Source organism: Kitasatospora sp. NPDC001132 (genome assembly GCF_053598415.1).
In genome coordinates, this window is record NZ_JBSFKF010000024.1 from 62,972 (window position 1) to 84,508 (window position 21,537).

At 73.3% G+C, this 21,537-nt stretch carries 17 protein-coding genes; 5 read left to right on the plus strand and 12 right to left on the minus strand.

Annotated elements, in window-relative coordinates; all coding sequences use genetic code 11:
* Positions 1 to 60: 60 nt before the first annotated feature.
* Entirely contained in the window at positions 61 to 2,949 is a 2,889-nt protein-coding gene (locus ACWDBE_RS27395; protein ID WP_449792968.1) for a SpoIIE family protein phosphatase, read from the minus strand.
* 170 nt (positions 2,950 to 3,119) lie between these two features.
* Here ACWDBE_RS27395 and ACWDBE_RS27400 point away from each other — a divergent pair, with 170 nt between their 5' ends.
* The gene (locus tag ACWDBE_RS27400; protein ID WP_449792969.1) at positions 3,120 to 4,028 is read left to right on the plus strand and encodes a cyclase family protein; all 909 of its coding nucleotides are present in this window, start codon (positions 3,120 to 3,122) and stop codon (positions 4,026 to 4,028) included.
* Between the two features lie 55 nt (positions 4,029 to 4,083).
* Here ACWDBE_RS27400 and ACWDBE_RS27405 read toward each other — a convergent pair whose 3' ends face one another.
* Positions 4,084 to 4,680: a hypothetical protein gene (locus tag ACWDBE_RS27405; RefSeq protein ID WP_449792970.1), complete on the minus strand. Its 597-nt coding sequence runs from the start codon at positions 4,678 to 4,680 to the stop codon at positions 4,084 to 4,086.
* 296 nt (positions 4,681 to 4,976) lie between these two features.
* On the opposite strand from ACWDBE_RS27405, the gene ACWDBE_RS27410 reads away from it, so the two are divergent.
* Entirely contained in the window at positions 4,977 to 6,122 is a 1,146-nt protein-coding gene (locus ACWDBE_RS27410) for a PP2C family protein-serine/threonine phosphatase (RefSeq protein ID WP_449792971.1), read from the plus strand.
* Between the two features lie 9 nt (positions 6,123 to 6,131).
* Here the strand turns inward: ACWDBE_RS27410 and ACWDBE_RS27415 are convergent, their stop codons facing one another.
* Positions 6,132 to 7,433, minus strand: coding sequence for a cytochrome P450 (locus tag ACWDBE_RS27415; RefSeq protein ID WP_449809374.1), 1,302 nt, complete (start codon positions 7,431 to 7,433; stop codon positions 6,132 to 6,134).
* Positions 7,434 to 7,517: 84 nt separating this feature from the next.
* Here ACWDBE_RS27415 and ACWDBE_RS27420 point away from each other — a divergent pair, with 84 nt between their 5' ends.
* Positions 7,518 to 9,635: a tetratricopeptide repeat protein gene (locus ACWDBE_RS27420; protein WP_449809375.1), complete on the plus strand. Its 2,118-nt coding sequence runs from the start codon at positions 7,518 to 7,520 to the stop codon at positions 9,633 to 9,635.
* Here the strand turns inward: ACWDBE_RS27420 and ACWDBE_RS27425 are convergent.
* The gene (locus ACWDBE_RS27425; protein WP_449792974.1) at positions 9,563 to 10,402 is read right to left on the minus strand and encodes a helix-turn-helix domain-containing protein; all 840 of its coding nucleotides are present in this window, start codon (positions 10,400 to 10,402) and stop codon (positions 9,563 to 9,565) included. The genes ACWDBE_RS27420 and ACWDBE_RS27425 overlap by 73 nt on opposite strands.
* 74 nt (positions 10,403 to 10,476) lie before the next feature.
* Positions 10,477 to 11,247, minus strand: coding sequence for an SDR family NAD(P)-dependent oxidoreductase (locus tag ACWDBE_RS27430; RefSeq protein WP_449809376.1), 771 nt, complete (start codon positions 11,245 to 11,247; stop codon positions 10,477 to 10,479).
* A gap of 155 nt (positions 11,248 to 11,402) precedes the next feature.
* Between ACWDBE_RS27430 and ACWDBE_RS27435 the strand changes: the two genes are divergently transcribed.
* Positions 11,403 to 12,065 carry an NADPH-dependent F420 reductase gene (locus ACWDBE_RS27435; RefSeq protein WP_449792976.1) on the plus strand — a complete coding sequence of 221 codons (663 nt, stop codon included), beginning with the start codon at positions 11,403 to 11,405 and terminating at the stop codon, positions 12,063 to 12,065.
* 33 nt (positions 12,066 to 12,098) lie between these two features.
* Here ACWDBE_RS27435 and galK read toward each other — a convergent pair whose 3' ends face one another.
* On the minus strand, positions 12,099 to 13,226 hold the full coding sequence (gene galK / locus ACWDBE_RS27440) for a galactokinase (RefSeq protein ID WP_449792977.1): 1,128 nt from the start codon (positions 13,224 to 13,226) through the stop codon (positions 12,099 to 12,101).
* The gene (galT, locus tag ACWDBE_RS27445) at positions 13,223 to 14,335 is read right to left on the minus strand and encodes a galactose-1-phosphate uridylyltransferase (RefSeq protein WP_449792978.1); all 1,113 of its coding nucleotides are present in this window, start codon (positions 14,333 to 14,335) and stop codon (positions 13,223 to 13,225) included. The genes galK and galT overlap by 4 nt, the downstream gene beginning before the upstream one ends.
* Before the next feature lie 151 nt (positions 14,336 to 14,486).
* On the opposite strand from galT, the gene ACWDBE_RS27450 reads away from it, so the two are divergent.
* Positions 14,487 to 15,314 (plus strand): DeoR/GlpR family DNA-binding transcription regulator, encoded by an 828-nt coding sequence (locus ACWDBE_RS27450; RefSeq protein WP_449809377.1) that lies wholly within the window; start codon positions 14,487 to 14,489, stop codon positions 15,312 to 15,314.
* Between the two features lie 90 nt (positions 15,315 to 15,404).
* Here ACWDBE_RS27450 and ACWDBE_RS27455 read toward each other — a convergent pair whose 3' ends face one another.
* From ACWDBE_RS27455 to ACWDBE_RS27475, 5 genes are all read right to left on the minus strand, one after another.
* Positions 15,405 to 16,502, minus strand: a complete 1,098-nt coding sequence (locus ACWDBE_RS27455; RefSeq protein ID WP_449792980.1) for a LacI family DNA-binding transcriptional regulator — start codon at positions 16,500 to 16,502, stop codon at positions 15,405 to 15,407.
* A gap of 98 nt (positions 16,503 to 16,600) precedes the next feature.
* Positions 16,601 to 18,346, minus strand: coding sequence for a glycoside hydrolase family 36 protein (locus ACWDBE_RS27460; RefSeq protein WP_449792981.1), 1,746 nt, complete (start codon positions 18,344 to 18,346; stop codon positions 16,601 to 16,603).
* 2 nt (positions 18,347 to 18,348) lie between these two features.
* A complete protein-coding gene (locus ACWDBE_RS27465; RefSeq protein WP_449792982.1) occupies positions 18,349 to 19,194 on the minus strand; it encodes a carbohydrate ABC transporter permease in 846 nt (281 codons plus the stop codon).
* Positions 19,191 to 20,138 (minus strand): carbohydrate ABC transporter permease, encoded by a 948-nt coding sequence (locus ACWDBE_RS27470; protein WP_449792983.1) that lies wholly within the window; start codon positions 20,136 to 20,138, stop codon positions 19,191 to 19,193. The genes ACWDBE_RS27465 and ACWDBE_RS27470 overlap by 4 nt, the downstream gene beginning before the upstream one ends.
* Positions 20,135 to 21,481: an extracellular solute-binding protein gene (locus tag ACWDBE_RS27475; protein ID WP_449809378.1), complete on the minus strand. Its 1,347-nt coding sequence runs from the start codon at positions 21,479 to 21,481 to the stop codon at positions 20,135 to 20,137. Before ACWDBE_RS27475 ends, ACWDBE_RS27470 begins: the two co-directional genes overlap by 4 nt.
* Positions 21,482 to 21,537: the final 56 nt, after the last annotated feature.

Consider the following 21,537-nt stretch of genomic DNA (forward strand, 5'->3'; position numbering starts at 1 on the left):
TCGGCCCGGCCGCCGAGGGGTTGACACGCCACGGTGGCCGTTGGTGTCCGCAGGGGCGGGTCATTCGATTTCGGGAATGTCGGCGAAGTGGTTCTCGAAGATGTGGCTCTCGAAGAGGTCGGGGCCGCCGTCGGACGCCTCCAGGCCGCATTCGGCCCAGATGACCTTGCCCCTGGCCGTGTAGCGGGTGCCCCAGGCCTGGGCGAGCTGGGCGACGAGGAACAGGCCGCGGCCGCCCTCGTCGGTGGTCGCCGCGTGGCGCAGGTGGGGGGCGGTGCTGCTGCCGTCGGAGACCTCGCAGATCAGGGCGCGGTCGTGGATCAGACGGACCTGGATCGGCTCGGTGCCGTACCGGATGGCGTTGGTGACCAGCTCGCTGAGCAGCAGTTCGGTGACGAAGGCGACCTCGTCCAGCCCCCAGTCGTCCAGGCGGCGGGCGGCGGCGGCGCGGACGTCGGCGACGCGGGACGGGTCCGCGGGCAGGTCCCAGGTGGCGATCCGGCCGGGGTCGAGGGCGTGGGTGCGGGCGACGAGCAGCGTGACGTCGTCGGCCGGGTGCTCGGGTACCACGGCCTCCATGACGGTGCGACAGGTGTCCTCGGGCGAGCGGTTCGGGTGGGCCAGGGCGGTGCGCAGGCGGTCGAGGGCCGCGTCGGGGTCGCGGCGGTGGTCTTCGAGGAGTCCGTCGGAGTAGAGGACCAGCCGGCTGCCTTCGGGCAGGTGCAGCTCGGCGGTTTCGAACGGCAGTCCGCCCAGGCCCAGCGGGGGCCCGGCGGGGAGGTCGGGGAGGGTGACCGTGCCGTCCGGGTGGACCACCGCGGGTGGCGGGTGACCGGCGCGGGCCAGCGTGCAGCGCTGCGAGGTCGGGTCGTAGACGGCGTACACGCAGGACGCGCCGACGATGCCGTCGTGGCCGGCGGCGGGCTCCACGCCGTCCTCGTCCCGGTCCAGGCGCCCCACGAGGTTGTCCAGGTGGGTGAGGAGCTCGTCGGGCGGGAGGTCCAGTTCGGCGAAGTTGTGCACGGCGGTGCGCAGGCGGCCCATGGTGGCGGCGGCGTGCAACCCGTGGCCGACGACATCGCCGACGACCAGGGCGACCCGGGCACCGGAGAGGGGGATGACGTCGAACCAGTCCCCGCGCACCCCGGACTCGGCGGGCAGATAGCGGTGGGCGACCTCGATGGCGCTCTGCTCGGGCAGGCCGCGCGGGAGCAGGCTGTGCTGCAGGGCCAGGACCATGGCGTGTTCGCGGGTGTAGCGGCGGGCGTTGTCGATGCAGATGGCGGCGCGGCTGGCCAGCTCCTGGGCCAGCGAACGGTCGTCGTCCCCGTAGGGGGCGGGGTTCCGGGCGCGGTAGAAGCCGGCGATGCCCAGCAGGACGCCGCGGGCCAGCAGCGGGACGGCGATGAGGGAGTGGACGTCGTGCGCGAGGAGGCGGTCGGCCCGCTCGGGGTCCTGCGAGGCCCAGCCGGCGGCCGTGCGCAGATCGGGTTCCAGCACCGCCTGCCCGTCGGCCAGGCAGCGGCGGTGGGGCGTGGTGGGGCTGAGGTCGATCCGTTCGCCGACCGGGCGGAAGGGACAGTCGGTGCGGATGCCGTGGACCACCGTGCGGTGCAGCTCGTTGGCGGCGTCGGTGGGCTCCTCGCCGCGCAGGACGGTCTCCGGCAGGTCGATGGTGACGTAGTCGGCCAGTCGCGGGACGGCCATCTCGGCGAGTTCCCAGGCGGTGCGGGTCACGTTCAGGGTGGTGCCGATGCGGGCGCTGGCCTCGGACAGCAGCTCCAGGCGGCGGCGGGCCGCGACGGCGTACTGTCCCACGCCCGGCTCACCCAGCAGCAGCAGGCCGGTGGCTGCGTCGCGTGCGGGGGCGGACGGCGTCTCGGCCCCGAGGTCCGCCGCCCCCGTGGAGGTCCGGAGCGGTGGGACGGCGGTGGTCGTCGCGGGCGCCGGGAGGCCGACCGGCCGACCGACCTGGGCGGCCTGGGCGGCCTGGGCGGTCTGGGCGGTCTGGTCGAGGGCGACGAGCCGGGGCTGCGAGTCGCCGTACAGGATCGCCTCGATGACGAAGCCCTCCACCCCGGACGGGCTGGTCACCGGACGGCTCAGCAGGGTGGCCCGCCGGCCCTGGGAGAGGATCACCTCGACCGCGGTGCGGCGGGCCGCGGAGATCAGCTCGGTGGCCATCTGTTCGAGCAGCATCCGGTCGTGCCGGTCCAGCCCGCTCCGGGGCAGCTCGCCCATCCCGACCACGCGCCCGTCCCCGGCCGCCTGGTCGGCCTGGGCGCGGCGCCTGGAGTCGAGGTACGCGCGCAGCAGGGCACGCTCTCGCGCCGAGGTCTGCGCCAGCAGGCGCCGCTCGATGGCGATGGCGGCCCTGCGGATCAGGTCCCCCATCTGCGGGTCCGCGTAGGCGGGCGGATAGGCGAAGCAGAGGACACCCTCGATCCGTCCGCTGAGGGGGTCGCGGACGGGAATCGCCGTACAGGCGTTCGACTGGCCGCGCTCGGCGAAGTGCTCGGCGCCGGAGATGTGAATGAGCCGCCGTTCCGTGAGCGCCAGCCCGATGCCGTTGGTCCCGCCGTACCGCTCGGCGAACACGAAACCCGGGACGCTCTGGATAGCGGGCAACTGCCTGCTCATGGACGCTTCGCCGAAACGGCGCTGCAGCACCGCCCCGTCCCCGTCGGTCAGGGCCACGTTCACCCGGCTGCCGGCGAACCTGGATGCCAGCCGGTCCAGCACGGGCCTGGCCGCGTGGACCAGCCGGCCGTCCAGGTCGATGTCCGGCCGGTACGGGAGCTCGCACCCGTCCGGGGAGATCGCCATCGACTGGCAGCGTTGCCAGGAGCTCAGGATCAGGTTCCGCACGCCACCCTCGACCGGTTCACCGAGCATGAACCGCTCACGGGCCCGCACGGGGCCGATCCCCGCCTCGTCCGAAGCCGTCATGACCGCCACAGCGCTCGCATTCCCACGGACCTGCACCCTTCACTGCAATATTAGGACTTTGCCCGTTACGCGGTGTTTTTCCCCGGACCGCCCACGCTCCCCGAGCACGGTGGCGGTATCGCGGCCGTCGCCGCATCATCGGCAGAGCGGGGGACGGGTTGAGGAGCGCCATGACCAGTGCCGACGGGTCGGCGATGACCCGCGACGAGTTCGACGCGCTGTTCCGGCAGCTGCGCCGCGACCGTCTCCCCGGGCCGGTCGAAGGGCGGCGGCGGGTGGCGGCCGCCGGACTCGTGCGCACGGGTGAGGTCGTCGCCATGGGGCGGCCGTGGGACAGCGTGCCGGGGCCCGACAACCGCAGGCCGGCACTGCACCAGATGACCGAACTGGCGGACGTCACGGCCCCCGAGCCGACCGTCCACCGGGACTTCATCGCCTCCGACTACCACGGCAAGGCGCAGACGCACCTGGACGCGCTCTGCCACATCGCGTACGGCGGACTGCTCTTCGCGGGAGTGCGGGCGCGGGAGGTGTTCTCCTCGCAAGGTGCGGCCTACGGCGCGGTGACCGACCTGCTGCCCGGACTGGTGGGACGAGGAGTCCTGCTGGACGTGCCGCGCCTGCGTGGCCGTGCCTGGCTGGAGCCGGGAGAGCCGATCGGCGGCCCGGAGCTGTTGGCCTGCGCCGAGGATCAGGGCAGCCCGCTCCGCCCCCAGGACATCCTCCTGGTCCGCACGGGCCACCTCGCCCGACGGCGGCGGCTGGGCGCGTGGGACCCTGACGACCTCAGCGCGGGCCTGCATCCCGGCGCGATGCGCGTGCCGAGCGAGTCACAGGCCTCGGCACTGGGCAGCGACGGCGACAGCGACGTACGCCCCAGCCCCGTCGCCGGCGTCCACTCGCCGGTCCACGTGCTGGCCATCACCGCCCTGGGCCTGCCGCTGATCGACAACCTGGACCTGGAACCACTGGCCGAGGCGTGCGCGCGCACCTCACGATGGGAGTTCCTCTTCGTCGCCGCGCCCCTGAACATCCCCCGCGGCACCGGCTCCCCGGTCAATCCGCTCGCGGTCCTCTGAGCACTCGCGGTCTTCCCGGCGGGGCCGGGAGCCGGCCGCGCTCCGGGCGGCGTCGTCACCACTCGTCGCGGTCGCCGATCACCCGGAAGCTGCCCACCGCGCCGCCGCCACCGAGCAGGCCCCCGTACACGCCCCCGTGGTCGGTACGGGTCACGACGCCATTGGTGGCGCCGTAGGGGCCCACGGTGGCGACCGGACCGCCGTTGTCACAGGAGAAGCCGCGGTAGACCTCGACGACCTTCCGACTGTCGTTGAAAATGCTGAAGCTACTGGAGCCCAGTCCGCTGGCGGCGGTGATGCATCCCTCCGCGTCGGCGGAGTACGTGCGTTCGTTGAAGTAGATCCTTCCCGCTTCCTCATGGCCGTGGCCGCGTCCGCCGTCATGGCGGTCGCCGCCCTCGCCCTCGTGCCGCTCCCCGCTTTCGCTGTCGCCGCCCGAGGCGGCCGCGGCCGGGGCGGCCTGCTTGTCGGGCTCGGCCGCCGGCTGGACGGCCGGGGGCGCCGGGGCGGCTGGTTGGGCAGGCTGAGCCACCTGCCGGACAGACGGGGACGCCGGGGTGGATCCGGTGGTCAGGGCGTAGGTGATGCCGGTGGTTGCCAGGGCTGCCGCGCCTACTCCGGCGGCGGCCACGGCCAATGTGCGCGTGCGCATGTCACTGTCTCTCTGCCTCACGGACGTCGGCCGGGTGACCGACCCGCGATGAACGTAACGACAGCGTTGGTGACCGTCATTTCGGACATGTCCGAGGTGTGACACCGTGAGCCCAGCCAGGTGAACATGCGGCACGTCTCGCATACCGGTGACATCGGGTTCACCACTCCACGCCGCCGAAGTCCGGTGCAGCGGAGCGACCCGGGACTGCACCGGAGCGGCTACCGCCAGCACGTCGGTCACCCCGCATGGTGCGACACGCTGCGCTCGCCGACGCCCAGGAGCACAGTGGGGACATGGAAGTCCGAGCACGCGCGGCCCGCCTCCAGCAGCGCTGGCACCAGAGCTGGGCGCTGCTGCTGATCCCGCTCGCCCTCATCTCGGTGATCACCGTGGTCGATCTCCACTCCCCCACCACCATCCACCTCGGCCCGCTCCTGGTGATCGCCCCTGCCCTCACCCCCTCGTTCGCCGGCTCCCGCGCGACCGCCCTCGTCTCAGCCCTGGCCATCGCCGCTCAGGTCCTCATCGCCTTCCTCCACGGCGGCTTCACCACCAGCAACCACATCGCGCAGATCGTCGCGCTGACCGTCCTGTGCGTCCTGATCGTCATGTTCACCGCCATCCGCGAACACCGGGCCGGACAGCTCGCCCGCGCCCAGTCGGTCGCCGAGGCCGCCCAGCGCGCCCTGCTGCGCCCGCTGCCCGAACAGATCGGGCCGCTTCAGATCGCCACGATGTACCTCGCCGCCGAGAAGGAGGCACAGATCGGCGGCGACCTCTACACCGCCACCCGCACTGCGGGCAGAACCCGCATGATCATCGGAGACGTCCGGGGCAAGGGCCTGGCCGCCGTCGGCGAGTCGGCCCTGCTGGTCAGCGCCTTCCGCCTCATCGCCGCGCAGCACGACACCCTGGCGGACCTGGCGTCCACGCTCGACCACAACGTGGGGCGCTACCTCACCGACTTCGCCCAGGAGGGCGGCGACATCGTCGAGCACTTCATCACCGCGATTCTCCTCGACCTGCCCGACGACGAGCCCGTCGCCCACATGACCAACTGCGGACACCCGCCGCCCCTCCTGCTGCGCGACGGCCGCGCACTGCCCGTCGACTCCGTGCCGGCCGCTCCACCCCTCGGCGTGAACGACCTCGGCGACGGGAGCTACCCGAACGACACCTTCCCGTTCGAAAGAGGCGACACCCTGCTGCTGTACACCGACGGGGTCACCGAGGCACGCGACGACACCGGCGAGTTCTACCCGCTCGCCGATCGCGCCGCCCACTGGACCAGATGCTCCCCCGAGGCACTCGTCAACCACATCCGCCGCGACCTCCTCGCTCACGTCGGCCACCGCCTCGACGACGACGCCGCCGCCATCGCCATCCGGCGCGCCGAACCCGCCGCCGCCCGCCTCGCCGAGTCCGGCCGGAACCCGTGAGGCGCCTGCCTACCTCCAGCGGATGCGCAGCTCCTTCAAGCCGTTCTGGAAGTTGGAGACCAGCCGTTTCGGCGGCGCGTCCGAGGCAAGCTCCAGACCGGGCAGCTCGGCGACGACCCGGCCGATCAGGGCCGACATCTGGATCCTGGCGAGCCGTGCTCCCACGCAGAAGTGTGCTCCGAACCCGAAGCTGACATGGTCGTTCGGCGTGCGGGTGATGTCCAGGCGGTCCGGGTCGGGGAAGACCGATTCATCCCGGTTGGCGGAGGCGTGATACACAACCACCTTGTCGCCACCGCGAATCTCCTTCCCGGCCAGCACCACGTCCCTGGTTGCGGTACGTCGGAATTCGACAACCGGCGGCCAGAACCGAAGCAGCTCATCCACTGCCGGAGCGATCAGGTCCGGCCGTCGACACAGCAGGCGGTACTGCTCGGCGTGGGACAGCAGGGAGTACAGCCCGCCGGGCAGGCCGTTGCGCAGGGTCTCGTTACCGGCGACCGCGAAGAGGAAGAACATCGTCTCGAACTCCTCGGCCGTCAGGCCCGCGTCGAGCGTCCGGGAGAGCAGTCCGCCCGGGTCGGGCCGCCGGGCCAGGCCGTGGGCGTACGCGAACATGTCCGCCAGCGCGGCGCGGGACCGGGGGTTGACCGGGCGGCCGTCCGGCGTGGTCCAGGTGGTGGGGCGGTGGGCCAGGGCGGCCCGGCCGAGGTCGGTGAGCGCGGCCGGCTCGACGGTGCTGGAGTGGGCGTAGTCGGGGTCCTGGTAGCCGATCACCCGGTTCGCCCAGTCCAGCAGCAGCCCCCGGTCCTGCTCCGGCACGCCCTTCACCCGGGCCAGCGTCCACACCGGCAGGTCCGCGGCGAGCCGGACGAAGTCCGCCCGACCATCCGGCCGCACCTCCTCCACCAGCTCCCGCACCCGGCCGTCGACCGCTTCCGCCAACTCCGCCAGCGCACGCGGGGTGAACGCCGCGGCGACGATCCGACGCAGCCGGGCGTGGACCGGAGGATCCTGGTTGAGCAACATCGCCCGGGCGAACTCCAGATCCGCCGGCGAGTCGGGGTCGCGGATCTGGGTGGCGCCCAGGTGCGAGGAGAACAGCCCGGGACTGCGCAGCACGTGCTTCACGTCCGCGTGCCGCAGCACCGCCCAGTACCCCGGCCCACCGGTCCACCCGCCGACCGGGGGCTCCTCGACCCACCACACCGGCGCGGACTCGCGGAGCTCCCGCAGGAGCCCGTACGGAACGCCGTGGGCGTAGGTCTCCGGGAGGAAGAGCTGGTTCACGTACGCCTGGTCGAGGGTCACGTGGAGGGACGGTACGGCAGGTCTGCCGCGATGTCATGGACGGCGGAAGATCCGGCAGGGCTTCGCCTTCCATAATGGTGTCCGTTGAACACGCGGGTCGTTGGTGGGGGCGAGCAGGTGCAGGGCCGGCAGGTCAGGAACGGGATCGACGGCAGTGCCACCGTGCATGGCAGTGCCTTCCAGGCCGGGGAGATGACCGTCCACCAGTACGCGGTGCCGGCGGGTGCCGAGGTGCTGTGGCCGGTGGTGGTCGGGCGGATCCCGCCGAAGGCGACCGCCTTCCAGCCGCGGGCGGAGCTGCGGCAGGCGATCGATGAGGCGCGCGGGGAGTTCGGGACGGTCGTGCTCAGCCAGGTGCTGGCGGGCGGTGGCGGTGTCGGGAAGTCGCAGCTCGCGGCGCACTACGCGCGGGAGGCCGTCGAGGCGGGCACCGATCTGGTGCTGTGGGCCGACGCCGCGGAGCCGTCCGCCGTGACCGACCTGTACGCGCGGGCCGCCGTGGCGGTTCAGGCTCCCGGTGCGAGTGGGGAGGCGGCGGAGCAGGACGCGGAGCGCTTCCTGTCCTGGCTGGCCACCACCGACCGCAGCTGGCTGGTCGTCCTCGACAACACCACCGAGCACACCCCCGAGGAGCTGTGGCCGGTCACCAGCCGGGGCGGGCGGGGCCGGGTCATCGCGACCACCCGGCACCGGGGCGCCGCGAGTACGGGTGGCGACCGTCGGCTCGTCGACGTCAGCACGTACTCCGAAGCCGAGTCCCTTGCCTATCTGAGCGAGCGACTGGAGCGGGCGAAGTGCGCCCGGTTCCTGGACGAGCACGCGGGCGAGCTCGCCGAGGAGCTGGGGCACCTACCGCTGGCGTTGGCCCACGCGGCCGCCTACATGGTCAACACCCGGCGCGGCTGCGGCCGTTACCTGGAGCTGTTCCGCGACCGCACCCGCAGCCTGGACGCCGTCCTGCCCGCCCGCTCCGGCGCGGACGGCTACCGGGGCCCGGTGACGGCGGCGCTCCTGCTGGCCCTCGACGAGGCGCAGGAGGAGGAGCCGGTCGGGCTCGCGGGGCCGGTCCTCGGGTTGGCGGCGCTGCTCGACCCGGCCGGGCATCCGCAGGAGCTGTGGGGCACGGAGGCGGTGCTGGAGCACCTCGGCAGGGTTCGCGGCGGGCCGGTCACGGCCGACGACGCGCTGGACGCGCTCGCCTTGCTGCACAACTACAGCCTCATCACGCTCACCGAGACCGCCGACCGGGAGGTGACGCTGCACGCGCTCACGGCGCGTGCCGCTCTGGACATCAGTCCTGATACGCCGGAAGCCGGCCTCGCGGCTGCCGATGCCCTCGTCGAACTGTGGCCGAGTGCGGATTACACTGCGCCGGACTTGGCCGCGACGCTCCGGGCCAACACCGACGTCCTCGCCGGGCACAGTGGCGCCGACCTGGTTCAGCCGTTGACGGGAATTCACCAGCTGCTGTTCAGCTTCGGAATCAGCCTCATCGAGGCAGGCCTGTACACCAGTAGCGTTGAGTACTGGAGCGTCCTTGCCGCCGTGAGTGAGCGGGTCCTCGGCACCGACCACCCGGACACCCTCACCTCCCGCAACAACCTCGCCAGCGGCTACGCGGACGCCGGGTACACCGACGACGCCCTGCGGGTCCAGGAGGAGGTCCTCGCGGACCGCCGACGTGTCCTCGGCGACGACCACCCCGCCGTCCTCATGACCCGCAACAACCTCGCCGTCACCTACCGAACCGCCGGACGCATCGACGACGCCGTCGACCTCATGGAACAGGTCCTCGCGGACCGCCGGCGCGTCCTCGGCGACGACCACCCCGACACCCTCATGGCCCGCCACAACCTCGCCGTCACCAGGTCGGAGACCGGACGCGTCAACGAGGCCGTCGACCTCATGGAACAGGTCCTCGCGGACCGCCGGCGCGTCCTCGGCGACGACCACCCCGCCGTCCTCATGACCCGCAACAACCTCGCCGTCATGTACTGGGAGGTCGGACTCCGGGACCAGGCAGTGGAGCTGCTCCGCCAGGCCGTGGCGGATCTGGACCGGGTCCTCGGACCGGACCATCCGGACACCGTACTGGCCATGGGCAACCTGCGTGATCTGACCCCGGAACCTCAGCCCGACGCCGCCCAGGACAGCAGCAGCCGCAGCCCGTCGTCCGAGGCCGAGCCCGGGTCCGCCGTGTAGGTGACGAGCGCCTGGCCCGGGTCGTCGGCCGGCCGGAGGGTGTCGTAGGCGAGGTCCATGGTCCCCGCGAACGGGTGGCGGAAGGACTTGCGGCCCGAGGTCTTGTCGGCGACCGGGTGTTCGGCCCACATCCGCTGGAACTCCTCGCTGCCCAGGCAGAGTCGGCCGATCAGTTCGGCGAGCAGCGGGTCGTGGGGGCGGCGGCCGGCCTCCAGGTGGAGGAAGGCGACGTTCTCCCGGGCGCAGGCGGCCCAGTCGGCGTAGAGCTCGCGGGAGGCCGGGTCGAGGAAGGTGATGCGGGCGATGTTGCGGTCCTCGACGGGCAGGGCGCCGTAGTCGCCGAACAGAGCGACGGCGGCGGGGTTCCAGGCCAGGACGTCCATCCGGTGACCCATCACCACGGCCGGGGTGTCGTGGAGCTGCCGCAGCAGGTGCAGCAACGAGGGGCGCGGCTGCTGGCGGACGGCGGGGCGGCGGCGGGGCCGGGCCGTGGGACGGGCGAGGCGGTGGAGGTGGCCGGACTCGTCGGGGGCCAGGCGCAGGGCGCGGGCGACGGCGTCGAGGACGGCGTCGGACGGGTTGCCGACGCGGCCCTGTTCGAGGCGGGTGTAGTAGTCGACGCTGACCCCGGCGAGGTGGGCGAGTTCCTCGCGGCGCAGTCCGGCGACGCGGCGGCGGCCGCCGTAGTCGGGGAGGTCGACGTCCTCGGGCCGCAGGCCGGCGCGACGGGTGCGGAGGAATTCGCTCAGGGCGCTGCTCGGGTTCACGTCATGGATTCTCACCCGGACGGGTGCCGTCGTGCCTGGCCCTGTCAGGACCAGGCACGACGGCACCGGGGCGGTCAGCCGGTCAGCGACGGGAAGGCCGGGACGAGGCCGCCGTCGATCACGATGTCCTGCCCGGTGATGTACGAGGAGCGGTCGGAGAGCAGGAAGGCGACCGTCTCGGTGATGTCGTCGGCGGTGCCCAGCCGCCCGAGCGGGACCTGGCCGCGGATCGGCTCGTGGTCGGCCGGGTCCGGGACGGCGGCGTGGAACATCTCGGTGACGATGTAGCCGGGGCTGACCGAGTTGACCCGGATGCCGCGCCCGGCGAGTTCGCTGCCGAGGGTGCGGGCGAGGCTGAGCACGGCGGCCTTGGTGGCGGCGTAGACGGCGGCGCCGGGCAGGCCGCGGTGCGGGGTCCAGGAGGCGTTCAGGACGACGGATCCGCCGCCGGCGGCGTCCAGCAGCGGCAGGGCGTGCTGGACGGTGAAGAAGACGCCCTTGAGGTTGGTGGCGACCATCCGGTCGAACTCGGCCTCCGTCACCTCGTCGACCGGCTGGAAGCCGGCCACGCCCGCATTGGCGAACACGCCGTCGAGCCGGCCGTAGCGCTCCCGCACGGTGTCGGCCAGCCGGGCGAGGTCCGCGGGGACGGAGGCGTCGGCGCGGACGGTGAGCAGGCGGTCGCCGGCGTCGAGCCGCGCCGCGGCGCGGGCGAGCCGGGTGTCGTCACGGCCGGTGATGACGACCCTGGCGCCGGCGGCGAGGAGGCGGCGGGCGGTGGCGAAGCCCATGCCGCTGGTGCCGCCGGTGACGAGGACGGTGGAGTGGGACGGAGTGCTGTTCATGGCGTCCACCCTCGCGACGGGCCCCGGGGTGGCACCAGGCCCGCCTCGACCGTGGGTCCAGGAAAACCACCCTGCCGATCGGGAATCCGGGGCGCTCTCCGGGTGGTTGGGCCAAGGCGAACGTCCCAAACAGCACTCGCGGAGAAGGACTTCCCATGAAGATCGGCATTATCGGCGCGGGCAACATCGGCGGCAACCTGACGCGGCGGCTGACGGCGCTGGGGCACGAGGTCTCGGTGGCCAACTCGCGTGGCCCGGAGACGCTCAAGGCGCTGGTCGAGGAGACCGGGGCGAAGGCGGTGACGGTCTCCGAGGCCGCGCGGGGCGCCCAGGTCGTGGTGGTGACGGTGCCGCTGAAGAACGTGCCGGACCTGCCCGCCGGGCTGCTGGACGGCGCGGCCGAGGGCGTCGCGGTGATCGACACCGGCAACTACTACCCGAAGGAGCGCGACGGCCGGATCGACGCGATCGAGGACGGCGGGCTGACCGAGAGCCGCTGGACGGAGCAGCACCTCGGGCACCGGGTGGTGAAGGTGTTCAACGGCACCTACGCCCAGGACCTGTTGGAGCGCGCGCGCCCGGCGGGCGATCCCGAGCGGCTCGCCGTGCCGGTCGCCTCGGACGACGAGGCGGCCAAGCGGGTGGTCCGGGCGCTGGTCGACGAGTTGGGCTTCGACACCGTGGACGCGGGCGGGATCGACGAGTCCTGGCGGCAGCAGCCGGCCACCCCGGTGTACGGGCTGCGCGCGGGCGTCGACGCCGTCACCCGGGCGCTCGCGGAGGCCTCCCCGGAGCGCCCGGCCGCCCACCGGGCCTGACTCCGCCGAACCGGCCCGCCCACCGGGCGTGGCTCAGCCGACCCGGCGCGCCCCCTCCGCCGGGACGGCCGTGAGGGTGCGTGGCTCGGCGTACCCGGCGTCGCGGAACGCCGCGGTGACCTCTGCGGCGACGCGCTCCGCCGCGGCCGCGTCCACCAGGGCGATGACCGAGCCGCCGAAGCCGCCGCCGGTCATCCTCGCGCCGTGGGCGCCGGCGGCCAGGGCGGCCTCGACGGCGAGGTCGGTCTCCGGGCAGGAGACCCGGTAGTCGTCACGCAGCGAGGCGTGCCCGGCGGTGAGGATCGGGCCGAGCGCGGCGAGGTCGCCGGCGTCCAGGCGGGCGACGGCGGCCTCCACCCGGGCGTTCTCGGTGACCACGTGCCGTACCAGCGGAACCAGTTCCGAGGGCAGTCGGGTGAGCGCGTCGGCCAGTGCGGACGGCTGGAGCGAGCGCAGCGCGGGCAGCCCGAGCAGGGCGGCCGCCCGTTCGCAGCCGGCCCGCAGCGCGGCGTAGGCGCCGTCGCCGAGGTCGTGCTTCACCCGGGTGTCCAGGACCAGCAGGGCGAGGCCGGCGCCCGCGAGGTCGACCGGGACATGATGCATCGTCAGGTCTCGGCTGTCCAGGAACAGTGCGGCTCCGGGGCGGCAGCACAGCGAGGCCATCTGGTCCATGATCCCGCAGGGCACGCCGACGAAGGCGTTCTCGGCGCGCTGGGCCAGCACCGCCAGCTCCGTGGCCGGGATCCCCAGCCCGTACAGGTCGTTGCAGGCGGCGGCGACGACGCACTCCAGGGCGGCCGAGGAGGAGAGCCCGGCGCCGCTGGGCACGTCGCTGTCCAGCCGGAGGTCCGCCCCGCCGACCGGGTGCCCGGCCTCGCGCAGCGCCCACACCACCCCGGCCGGGTAGCCTGCCCAGCCGGGCACCGAGCCGGGGGCGAGGTCGTCGACCGGGAGCGTGACGAGTTCACCGCCCTGGGCGGACCAGAGCCGCAGCAGCCCGTCCTCCCGGCGGGCGGCCTGGGCGCGGACGGTCTGCGGCAGGGCGATCGGGAGGACGAACCCCAGGTTGTAGTCGGTGTGTTCGCCGATCAGGTTGACCCGGCCGGGGGCGGCCCACTCCCCCTCGGCGGGTCGGCCGTACAGCTCCGTGAAGGTGCTCATGCTCCAGCGACCTCCCGCAGTCGGCGGGCCGCGTCCTCGGGGGTGACGTCGTTGACGAAGGCGTCCATGCCGGATTCCACCCCGGCCAGGTACTTGAGCTTGTCGGCGGTGCGGCGGATGGTGAACAGCTCCAGGTGCAGGGCGAGTTCGTCCCGCCGCCCGGCGGGGGCCTGGTGCCAGGCGGAGATGTACGGGGTGCGGCCGGCACCGAAGAGCCGGTCGAAGCGGCGCAGCAACTCCAGGTAGAGCGAGGGGAATTCGTCCCGCTGGTCGGCGTCCAGGGCGGTCAGGTCGGGCACCCTGCGATGTGGGTACAGGTGGACCTCGTACGGCCAGCGGGCGGCGAAGGGGACGAAGGCCGTCCAGTGCGCTCCGGCGAGCACGACGCGCTCGCCGTGGGAGCGTTCGGCGGCGAGCAGGTCCTCGAAGAGGTTGCGGCCGGTTCCGGCGCGGTGTTCGGCGGCACGGGCGGCCATCCGGGCGGTGCGCGGGGTGGTGAAGGGCAGGGCGTAGATCTGGCCGTGCGGGTGGGCGAGGGTGACGCCGATCTCGGCGCCCCGGTTCTCGAAGCAGTAGACCTGCCGCACGCCGGGCAGGGCGGAGAGTTCGGCGGTGCGGTCGGTCCAGGCGTCCAGGACCAACCGGGCGCGTTCGGGGGTGAGGTCGGCGAAGGAGGCGTCGTGGTCGGCGGTGAAGCAGACAACCTCGCAGCGTCCGGTGCCCGGACCGCTGGTCCACAGGCCCTCGGCCGCCCGGACGGGCTCCGCGGGCTCGCCGGCCAGCGAGGGGAAGCGGTTCTCGAAGACGGCCACCTGGTAGTCCCCGGCCGGGATCTCGCTGAGCCGCCCGTCCCGGGACGGGCAGAGCGGGCACTCCTCGGCCGGCGGCTGGTAGGTGCGCGCCTGGCGGTGGGCCGCGATGGTGACCCAGTCGCCGGTGGCCGGGTCAAGCCGGACCTCGGAGCCGGGGACCTGCGGGTCGAGCGGCCGTTCGTCCACCGCGCCCCGGGGGTCGGCGGCGCCGCTGTCGTAGTAGATCAGCTGCCGACCGTCCGCGAGGGTGGTCACGGTCCTGACGGTGGTGGGCTGGGTCAAGGACGTCCCGGGCATGGCCCTTCTTCCTCCGAGTGAAGCCATTGGAATCGTGGGATCGACCGGGATCGATGAGGATCCCTGGGATCGATAGAGAATCAACAGAAAGTTACAATCTCAAACATTATCCACCAGTACCACTCATCGGCAGTGGACGAAGGAGGCCCCGATGGCTGACAGCGCCCAACCGCTCGCCGGACAGCGCCGCGTGCTGATCCTGGAGCAGATCCGCGCGCGCGGCGGGGTCCGGGTCACCGAACTGGTCCGCGACCTCGGGGTCTCCGACATGACCGTGCGCCGCGACCTGGACGCGCTGGCCCGCCGCGGCCTGGTGCACAAGGTGCACGGCGGCGCCGTCCGGGTCGAGGCGCCGGCCACGGGCGAACCCGGGTTCGAGGCCAAGGCGCACTGGGAGCTGCCCGCCAAGGACGCGATCGCCCGGGCCGCAGCCGCGCTGGTCCCCCCGGCTTCGGCGGTCGGGCTGACCGGCGGGACGACCACCTTCGCGGTCGCCCGGCGCCTGCGCGCCGTCGAGGGCCTCACCGTGGTGACCAACTCGCTGCGGATCGCCGAGCTGCTGGAGCAGCCCGCCGAGGACGGGACCCCGGCCACCGCCACGGTGATCCGCACCGGCGGGGTGCGGACCCCCTCGGACGCCCTGGTCGGGCCGGTGGCCGACCAGGCGATCCGCTCCCTGCACGTCAACCTGCTGATCCTGGGCTGCCACGGCCTCTCGCCCGAGGCCGGACTGACCACCCCGAACCTGGCCGAGGCGGAGACCAACCGCACCTTCCTGCGCTCGGCCCGCCGGGTGGTCGCGGTGGCCGACCACACCAAGTGGAACGCGGTCGGCCTGGCCTCCTTCGCCGACCTGGACCAGCTGGACGTCCTGGTCACCGACGACGCCCTGCCCGCCGAGCAGCGGGCGGCCGCCGCCGGACTGGTCGGCGAGCTGATCGTGGCGGCGACGGCCGAGCGCACGGACCGGCCCAGCTGACCGAAACCGCACCGGACCCAACCGGACCGCACCGGACCGGACCGGACTGGACCGGCCAACCGGGCCCGACCGGCCAACCGAACCGGACCGCTAACCGAACCAGCCCGACCAGCCGGACGGTTCCGCCCCGCCAGACCGGCCCGAACTCCCCCGCACCACCAGCTCGGTGGGCAGCTCCAGCCCCTCGGCCGGCGCCGCCTCCCCGCGCACCCGGTCCAGCAGCCGGCCGACCATCGCGGTGGCGATCGCCCGCAGCGGCAGCCGGACCGAGGTCAGCGCCGGGTGGAGGTGCCGGCAGAGCGGCGTGTCGTGGAAGCCGGTGACCGCCACCCCGCCGGGCCCGACCACCAACCCCTCCGCCCGGACGGCTTCGTAGACGTCCAGCGCCAGCAGGTCGTCGCCGGCCGCGAAGGCGGTGGGCCGGTCGGGCCCGCGCAGCAGCGCCCGTACGGAGGCCACCGCCGAGCCCGCGGCCGTCCCGGAGACACCCGCCTCGGCGGCACCCGTCGCCACCGCGGACAGGCCCAGCCGGTGCGCCTCGGCCAGGAAGCCGGCCCGCCGCGCCGCCATCCAGGGCAGTTCCTCGGCGGCGCCGAGGTAGCCGATCCGGCGGTGGCCGAGCGCCGCGAGGTGCCGCACCACGTCGGCCATCGCCGCCTCGTTGTCGATGTCCACCCAGCACTGCGGCTGCGCGGGCCCGGTCCGTCCGAAGCTGACGAACGGGACGCCGAGCCGGGCCACATGGGCGATCCGGACGTCCTCGCGCAGCACGTCGGCCAGCACCAGCCCGTCCACCTGGCGGGCCGCGACCAGTTCGTCGATCGCGGCCACCGGGTCGGCCGTGCCCTGCCCGGGGCGGAACAGCAGCACCCGCTGCCCGGCCGCCCCTGCCGCGTCGACCAGGGCCTCCAGGAAGCCGGCCATCAGCGGGTTGGGGTCGAGCGGGTCGTCCACCGGGGCGAGGTAGCCGATGGTGCGCCGGGCGCCGCTGCGCAGCGAGCGCGCCGACTGGTCGGGCTGGTAGCCGAGTTCGCGGATCGCCGTGTTCACCCGCTCCAGCGTCTCCGGGCGGACCCGGTGCGGCGCGTTGAGCGTGTTGGAGACGGTCTGCCGGGAGACCCCGGCCGCCCGGGCCACCTCCTCGATCGTGGTGGCGCCGCGGCGCTGCCGGTGCGGTCCGTCGGGCATGCGGTTCTCCAGGGGTGGTCGGGGACTCGGGACGGGCGCCGGTGCCCCGCCCGAGCCCCACGGCTCGGGCTCGGCGCGGAGGCGGGCCCGACACGGCGTCAGGCCCGGCGCAGGGTCAGCAGCCCGCCGCGCGGCACGGGGATCGTGTCCGCCCGGTCCAGCTCGACCTCGCCCTGCCGGACGATACGCCCCTGCGCGTCCCGCACCGTCACCGCCACCTGCCCGCGGCCGCCGGTGAGCCGGACGTCCGGGTCGGCGTCGGCGTTGGCCACCAGCAGGGTGCGCCAGTCGTCGCCGGAGGCGTCCACCGGCAGCGCGGCGTACCGGGCCACGGCGACGGTGTCGGTGCCGCGCGCGGTGACCATCGGGTAGCCGAGGTCCGGGCGGGCCGGGAGCAGTTCGCCGAGCTGGAGGGTGGCGGTGTGCTCGCGGAAGACGCCCAGCCAGAAGGCGATCGCCTCGCGCTGGCCCTCGCTCTGCGCGGCGAGGTCCACGGAGACCTGCGGCACCGAGAACAGCACGTTGATCAGGTGGCAGGCGACCTGCTCGGCCGGCTCGCCGGAGTGCCACATCAGCATGTCGGCGTGGACCGGGACGGGCCCGGCGGCCAGCCGCACGTCGATGGTCCGCTGCCGGTTCTCCTGCGGGCTGAGCGGGCAGTCGGTGGCGCGGATCATGGTGGCGTACGGCCACAGGCCGGGGCTGACGTACGGCTGGCGGTGCTCGACCATCGCCTCCGGGTTCGCGGCGGTGATCCGGCCGCGGATCGCGGCGAGCAGCCGTTCCACGCCCTCCTCGACGCTCGCGCAGTCCGCTCCGGGGCGGGCCGGCGGGGCGTCGGCGCTCTCGGCGGCACGGGCGAACCAGTCGACGAAGTCCACCTTGAGGCCGTCCATGCCCCACTCCTCGACGGCCCGGGCGAGCCGGTCGGTGAGGAAGGCCCGGACCTCGGGGTGGCGCGGGTCGGCGACGATCGCGCCCATGTGGGCGACGTCGGCCAGCGCGAGGTGGCCGATCTCCCGGTACGCGGCACTGTCCTTGCCGATGAACGGCAGCGCGTACCAGAGCATGTAGCGCACGCCGAGGTCGTGCACCCGCCGGACGTGGTCGGCGGTGTCGGGCAGCGAGACCGGCTCCCAGTCGCCGCAGTGGGCGTAGCCGCGGGTGCGGTCGGCGGTCATCCAGCCGTCGTCCACGATGATCACGTCCAGGCCGAGCTCCTTGCCGAGCGCGGCCTGGGTCTCGACGCCCTCGGGCGTGATGTCCTGGTGCATCGAGTACCAGGTGGAGTACGCGGGGCGGCGGGCGGCCTCCGGGATGTCGGCGGTGCGGCCCTCGCCCCACCAGGCGGCGAGGTCGGCCAGGGCGCGGCCGAAGTGGCGGCGCGAGGTGTCGATCCGGACGGTGAGCCGGTCGGCGGCCTGGGCCCAGAACCGGAACTCCCCGGTCTCCTCGACCACGCCGGCCCCGGCCAGCACGTCCGGGCGCCAGGCGGCGAAGGCGCAGAGGGCGACGTCCCCGGTGCCGACCAGCGCGGCGATCGGCGCGCCGTTGGCCAGCGAGGTGCGGCGCGGGGCGCTCCAGGCGGCGGGCAGCCAGCCGGTGCCGCGCGGCTCGGGGGTCCAGAGGGCGGTGGCGTCGACGCAGGGCACCCGCCACTCGATCCGCACCTCGCCCTTGCCCTCGGCGCTGACCTCCACCACCCCGTCGGCGATCCTGCGCACCGTGCCCGTGCCGCTCACCCGCAGGTCCAGCCCTTCGGCGTCCAGCGGTCGCGGGGTCCCGGCGGCGGTGGGGGCGTGCGGCTCCCAGACCTCGGCCGCGGCGTCGTTCGTCTCGGTCATGCTCAGCCCTTCGTGGCGCCGGCCAGCAGGCCGGAGATGAACTGCCGCTGGAGGACCAGGAAGAGGACCATCATCGGCAGGGTGGACAGCGCGGTGCCGGAGAGGATCGCGCCGTAGTCGGTGTTGGACTTGTTGCCGTGCAGCGTCGCCAGGGCGACCGGCAGGGTGTGCATCTCGGGGCTGCGCAGGGCGATCAGCGGCCAGACGAACTGGTTCCAGGAGCCCAGGAAGAGGAAGATCGACAGGGCCGCCAGCACCGGCCGCATGACCGGCACCACCACGCTGAACAGCACCCGCAGCTCGCCCGCGCCGTCGACCCGGGCGGCGTCCAGGAGTTCGTCCGGCAGGCTGCTCAGTGACTGCCGCATCAGGAAGATGGCGAACGGCACGCACAGGCCCGGCAGGATCAGCGCCTGGTAGGTGTCCAGCAGGCCGAAGTTCATCATCATCTTGAACAGCGGTACCAGCAGCACCTGTTCGGGCACCACGAGGGTGGAGAGCAGCAGCGCGAACAGCAGGGTGCGTCCGCGGAAGCGGAACTTGGCGAAGGCGTAGCCCGCGAGCAGCGCCACGACCAGCGCGCCGATCGTCTGGACTCCCGCCACCAGCAGGGAGTTCCCGACCACCCGGAGCAGGCCGATCTTCTGCTCCAGGTGGCTCAGGTTCTCGCCGAGGCTTCCGCCGGGCAGCAGCTTGGGCGGCCAGTCGAAGACCTCGGTGTCCTTGCGGGTGGAGGAGACCACCAGCCAGTAGAAGGGGGCGATCGACAGCCCGGTGACGCCGGCGAGGAGGAAGGTCAGCGGCCAGCCGCGCAGCTTCTTGAGGGGGTTCACGGTCTTGGGGGTCACTTCTCGCGCTCTCCCATCAGGCGCATCTGGACGGCACCGAGCACCGACACCAGCAGGGTGAGCGCGTAGGCGATGGCTGAGGCGTAGCCGAAGTCGAAGAACCGGAAGCCGTTCTGGTACAGGTACATGGAGACGGTCAGGGTGGCGTTGTCAGGCCCGCCGCCGGTCAGCACGTACGGCTCGTCGAAGAGCTGGAGCGTGCCGATGGTGGAGAGCACGACGGTGAACAGCAGCACCGGGCGCAGCGCGGGGACGGTGATCGAGGTGAACCGGCGGATCGGGCCGGCGCCGTCGACCATCGCGGCCTCGTACAACTCCCTTGGGATGGACTGGAGTCCGGCGAGGTAGATGACGGCGTTGTAGCCGGTGTAGTGCCAGGTGAGCACGACGACGACGGCCATCCGGGCCCAGACGGGCTGGCCCAGCCAGTCGACGGAGGGCAGACCGACCGCGTTCAGCAGCCAGTTGACCGCACCGTCGTCGGCCTTGAGCAGGTAGGCGAACATCACGCCGGTGGCGACCAGGCCGGTGACGGAGGGCATGAAGACGCCGAGCCGCCACACCGTACGCCAGCGCACCAGGGCGGAGTTGATGCCGACGGCCATCAGCAGGGCCAGTCCGAGCATCAGCGGGACCTGCACGACGAGGATCACGCCGGTGTTGCGCAGGGCCGTCCAGAACAGCGGATCGTCCACCAGGCGCTGGTAGTTGGCGAGGCCGGCGTTACGGGTGGCGCTGCCGGCACCGGTGGTGAAGGACAGCAGCAGCGAGTCGACGATCGGGTAGACCTTGAACACGGCGAAGGTGATCAGGGCCGGGGCGAGCAGCAGGTACGGCACCGCGCGGCGGCGCCAACGACTCGGCCTGGGCTTTCCGTTGAGGCCGGAGGCGGTCGGTCCGGACTTTCCGTTGAGGCCGGAGGCGGTCGGGCTGGCGGCACTCATGCGATACCGCGCCCCGTCTGCTGGGCGAGCTGCTTGGCGGCGTCCTGGAGGACGGCGGCCGGGTCGGCGCCCTTGAGCAGGACCTTGGTCTGGGCGTCGCTGACGAGCTTGAGGGCGCGGGCGTAGTCGCCGGAGTAGTTGGTGGGGTCGCCGCCCTCGGTGGCGAGGTCGGCAAAGGTCCTGAGCACCGGCTGGCCGCCGTAGAACGCGCTCGGCGCCGCGTACAGCGGGTCGGTGTAGGCCTCGGTGAGAGCGGGGAAGACGCCGCCCGCGTTGAACATGGCATTCACCGAGGCGGGGCGGGTGACGGCGTACTCGACGAACTTCCAGGCTGCCCGGCGGCGCGGACTGGAGGCGGCGACGGCCAGGTGGGTGGAGTTGACCAGGGCGGTGCGCTTGCCGCCGGAGGTGACCGCCGGGGGCTTGGTGAGGCGCCAGTTGCCGCTCTGGTCGGGGAACTTCTTCTCCAGGTAGTGCGCGACCCAGGCGGGCATCGCGGCCACCGCGAGCTTGCCGGTCTTCATCACGGGCGGCCAGCTCTGGACGCCGGGGGTGTCGCCGATCAGCCCGGCCTCGTCCAGCCGCTTGATGATGGTCATCGCGCGCACGGCCGGCTCCGAGCCGACGGTGATCTTCCCCTGGAGGTCGAAGTAGAAGGCGCCCTGGAGCTGCAACAGCGCCTGGAGGAAGTCCAGGTCGGGGGTGGGGTTGGCGGCCTTGTTGAGGCCGATCAGGGCGATGCCGGGGTTGGCGGCCTTGAAGCGGTCCGCGACGGCGATCAGGTCGTCCCAGGTGGCGAGGGCCTCGGGGTCGAGGCCCGCCTTGTCGAAGTAGTCCTTGCGGTAGAAGAAGCCGAGCGGGTTGACCTCCCAGGGCAGCGCGTAGGCGTGGCCGTCCTTGCCGCTGACGACCGGCCACAGGCCCTTGGCGAACTTGTCCTTGTGGGCGTCCGCGCCGAGCGCGGAGAGGTCGGCCAGGCCGCCGGGGAACTTCTCCTGGTAGCCGGGCAGGTAGTCACAGCCGATGTGCAGGACGTCGCCGAGGCCCTGGCCGCCGGCCGCCAGGCCGACGGTGATCTTGTCCCAGATGGCGGGCTCGCCGATGTCCTGGACGTCGACCTTGATCCCCGGGTTGTCCTTCTCGAAGGCCGGGACGATCCCGCGCAGGGCGTCGGCGGCGGTGGCCCAGGACCAGACGGTGATCGTGCCGGTGTCGGCGTCCCCGCCGGCGGCGCCTCCCGAGCCGGAGCCGCCGCCGCAGGCCGCGAGGGTGCCGCCGGCGGCGACGGCCAGCAGGCCGGCTCCGGAGGCGCGGAGAAGGTCGCGGCGGGAAAGGTGTGACATTGCATTCCTCTCGGTGGGGTGGCGCCGGAAGGCTGTGGTGCGAAGGGGGTGGGTGG

What these genes read in the sequence shown, in the direction of transcription:
- ACWDBE_RS27395 (WP_449792968.1), bottom strand. Translation starts at nt 2,949, where the DNA reads ATGACGGCTTCGGACGAGGCGGGGATCGGCCCCGTGCGGGCCCGTGAG.
- ACWDBE_RS27400 (WP_449792969.1), top strand. Translation starts at nt 3,120, where the DNA reads ATGACCAGTGCCGACGGGTCGGCGATGACCCGCGACGAGTTCGACGCG.
- ACWDBE_RS27405 (WP_449792970.1), bottom strand. Translation starts at nt 4,680, where the DNA reads ATGCGCACGCGCACATTGGCCGTGGCCGCCGCCGGAGTAGGCGCGGCA.
- ACWDBE_RS27410 (WP_449792971.1), top strand. Translation starts at nt 4,977, where the DNA reads ATGGAAGTCCGAGCACGCGCGGCCCGCCTCCAGCAGCGCTGGCACCAG.
- ACWDBE_RS27430 (WP_449809376.1), bottom strand. Translation starts at nt 11,247, where the DNA reads ATGAACAGCACTCCGTCCCACTCCACCGTCCTCGTCACCGGCGGCACC.
- ACWDBE_RS27435 (WP_449792976.1), top strand. Translation starts at nt 11,403, where the DNA reads ATGAAGATCGGCATTATCGGCGCGGGCAACATCGGCGGCAACCTGACG.
- galK (WP_449792977.1), bottom strand. Translation starts at nt 13,226, where the DNA reads ATGAGCACCTTCACGGAGCTGTACGGCCGACCCGCCGAGGGGGAGTGG.
- galT (WP_449792978.1), bottom strand. Translation starts at nt 14,335, where the DNA reads ATGCCCGGGACGTCCTTGACCCAGCCCACCACCGTCAGGACCGTGACC.
- ACWDBE_RS27450 (WP_449809377.1), top strand. Translation starts at nt 14,487, where the DNA reads ATGGCTGACAGCGCCCAACCGCTCGCCGGACAGCGCCGCGTGCTGATC.
- ACWDBE_RS27455 (WP_449792980.1), bottom strand. Translation starts at nt 16,502, where the DNA reads ATGCCCGACGGACCGCACCGGCAGCGCCGCGGCGCCACCACGATCGAG.
- ACWDBE_RS27460 (WP_449792981.1), bottom strand. Translation starts at nt 18,346, where the DNA reads ATGACCGAGACGAACGACGCCGCGGCCGAGGTCTGGGAGCCGCACGCC.
- ACWDBE_RS27470 (WP_449792983.1), bottom strand. Translation starts at nt 20,138, where the DNA reads ATGAGTGCCGCCAGCCCGACCGCCTCCGGCCTCAACGGAAAGTCCGGA.
- ACWDBE_RS27475 (WP_449809378.1), bottom strand. Translation starts at nt 21,481, where the DNA reads ATGTCACACCTTTCCCGCCGCGACCTTCTCCGCGCCTCCGGAGCCGGC.